This window comes from uncultured Leptotrichia sp. (genome assembly GCF_938036635.1).
GTDB lineage: Bacteria > Fusobacteriota > Fusobacteriia > Fusobacteriales > Leptotrichiaceae > Leptotrichia > Leptotrichia hongkongensis.
In genome coordinates this window covers 1-2780 of record NZ_CALHQO010000056.1, presented here as the reverse complement: position 1 = coordinate 2780, position 2780 = coordinate 1, and the positions used below count along the sequence as shown (strand labels likewise).

The following is a 2780-nucleotide window of genomic DNA, read 5'->3' as shown; positions in this document are numbered from 1 at the left end:
AATTATAAAATATTCCCATATATTTTCATTACAAAATTTGTTTTTAAAATTTCTCAGATTATTACTTTTGACTTTTAAGAAAACAGCCAATTTAGTAAATTATTATTCCTGCAATTGCTGCAATTACTGTGAGTAATATTGGATTTACTTTCCATTTTAGCACAAGTGTCACAGAAACAATGAATATCACCACACTTTTCCAGTCTATAAAATTATTTTTATCAATCAGCATTATAGCTGCCGCTAGAATTAATCCGACAACAACAATTTTTAAGCCTGCAAACGCATTATCCATATATTTATTATCCTGAAACTTCAAATAAAATTTACTAAAAAATGACATTACAATGACTGATGGAAGAATCAGTCCTATTGTTGCAACTGTCCCCATTACAAATGCATCCCAAAATCCCACTTTATTTCCAATCAAATATCCAACATAAGTTGCAGCATTTAATGAAATTGGTCCCGGTGTTACTTGTGAAATTGCTACAATATCTGTAAATTGCTGTACATTTACCCATTTATGTAAATCTACAACATCTGCCTGAATAAGCGGTAAAATTGCATATCCACCACCAAAACTGAACAATCCTATTTTAAAAAATACAAAAAATAATATCAATAATATCGCTAAATTCATTTATTTTTCCTCCAAATCATCCAAAGATTTCCTAAAAATGCACCTAAAATAATCATAATAATAGGCGGGAATTTAAAAAATGCTACCATTACTGCAACCAAAATTACAATCCATAACGTTTTTGTATTAATTTTAGCCGATTTTCCAATTGTATAGACACTTGCTGCAATTAATGCAACTACCATTGGTCTTATTGCCTTAAATGCCTTTATTACATATATATTATCCTGTATATTGCTAAACAGTGACGCTATAAGGAGAATAATTATAAAAGATGGTAATGTTGCTGCTATAACCGTAACTATTACACCAAGCATCTTTTTCATTTTATATCCTACAAAAACCGATATATTTACTGCCAATGCACCTGGTGAAGACTGAGCAAGTGCCAGAAGCTTTACAAACTCCTCTTCTTCAATCCATTTCTTTTTATTAACAATTTCAGCTTGAATAAGTGGAACCATAGCATATCCTCCACCAAGAGTAAATGCTCCTATCTTAAAAAAAATCCAGAATAATTCTAAATATACTTTCATTACATTACCTTTCCAGTTTTTATTTTATTCTTCATTCTATCATAGATACTGTAAAAAAACAACATCAAAAAAGATAGCCAATGCATGACTATCTCTTTAAAAATAATATCTTCTATCCTTTTGAAAAAAACTCTTTCGCTAATTCCTTCAAATAAAACACATCAAAAATCCCACATAATTCACGTACTGAATGCATCGCAAACATTGGAACTCCCAAATCTACTCCATCTATATCCAGATGTGTTGAAGAAAGCGGTCCAATTGTACTTCCTCCAAGTTCATTTGATTCATTTACAAAAGGCTGAATCCTTATATTAGTTCCTTCAATAAGTTGTCTGATTACAGCAATTGAATATCCATCAGACGTATATTTTTGTTTTGCACTAATTTTTATTGAAACACCCTCGTTTATTCTTCCACGATTTGTAGGGTCTGTTTTGCCTAAATGTGCAGGATGTGCGGCATGTGCAGCATCAGCTGATAAAATATACGAACTTTCCAGCATCTGTAAAAACTCGCTTCTATCAAGTCCTAACGACAATGAAATTCTTTCTAGCGTATTCAAAAGATAATTGGAATCAGCTCCCTGCTTTGTAGCACTTCCTATCTCTTCATTGTCAAAAGCTACAAAAATATTAATCCTGTCCTTATTTTCTTCAGATTCCACAAGTCCAATCAGCCCTGTATAAACAGAAGCAAGATTGTCAATTTTTGGTGAAGATATAAATTCCTCATTTGCACCTAAAAGACACCCTTTTTCCGTTGCATACAAATACAAGTCAAAATCAATTATATCTTCCTTTTTTATTCCTGTCTTTTCCAAAATAACTCTTTCAAGATGGCCTTCTTTTTCAAAATTATGATTAATAAGTGAAATTACAGGCAAGACATCATTCTGTTTATCAATTTTTACTCCATTATTTACTTCTCTATTCTGATGAATCGCAAGATTTGGTATTGTCAAAAGCGGTTCATCTATCTTAATTTTTACAGTTTTTGGAAAAAATGGATTTTCACCTTTCACAATAACACGTCCAGCAATAGAGAGCGGTCTATCGAACCATGTACTCAAAATAGGTCCTCCATAAACTTCCGTATTTAATCTCACCATATTTTCTGTCACCATTTCAGGGTTAGGTTTTATCCTAAAACAAGGAGAATCGGTATGTGCCCCAAAAATCTTAAACCCTTTTCTCGCATCAAAATTTTCACCAACTGTAAAAGCAATTATTGTAGAACTGGATTTTTTGAAAAAATACTTTCCTCCTTTTTTTAACTCCCATTTTTCACGAGGCATAATTCTCTCAAATCCATTTTCATCCAAAATATCTGAACAATTCTTTACAACATGATAACTGCTCGGACTTTCATCAATAAATTCAATAACTTCCCTTGCAAAACTTTTTACTTCCATTTCGATAAAATTTTTCTGTATCTCTTCTAACTCTTTTGTTGTGTGTATCATCTTTATTCATTCCTCTCAACTTTTAGTTTTGATTATTTACTATTTAAAATTTCCCTAATAAATATTGTACCCCATAATTTTCAATATTCAAAAAAATTTTTTCTATTTTTTTTAGATTTTTTTCTTTTTATTTAAA

Annotated in this window: 3 protein-coding genes; all 3 read right to left on the bottom strand. The window is 30.9% G+C overall.

Features of this window, described 5'->3' with window-relative positions; all coding sequences use genetic code 11:
- Nucleotides 1–91: 91 nt before the first annotated feature.
- Nucleotides 92–643: a chromate transporter gene (locus tag Q0370_RS00995; RefSeq protein ID WP_299570881.1), complete on the bottom strand. Its 552-nt coding sequence runs from the start codon at nucleotides 641–643 to the stop codon at nucleotides 92–94.
- Entirely contained in the window at nucleotides 640–1179 is a 540-nt protein-coding gene (locus tag Q0370_RS00990) for a chromate transporter (RefSeq protein WP_299570878.1), read from the bottom strand. The genes Q0370_RS00995 and Q0370_RS00990 overlap by 4 nt, the downstream gene beginning before the upstream one ends.
- A 112-nt stretch (nucleotides 1180–1291) precedes the next feature.
- On the bottom strand, nucleotides 1292–2644 hold the full coding sequence (locus tag Q0370_RS00985) for a M18 family aminopeptidase (RefSeq protein ID WP_299570875.1): 1353 nt from the start codon (nucleotides 2642–2644) through the stop codon (nucleotides 1292–1294).
- Nucleotides 2645–2780 lie beyond the last annotated feature (136 nt).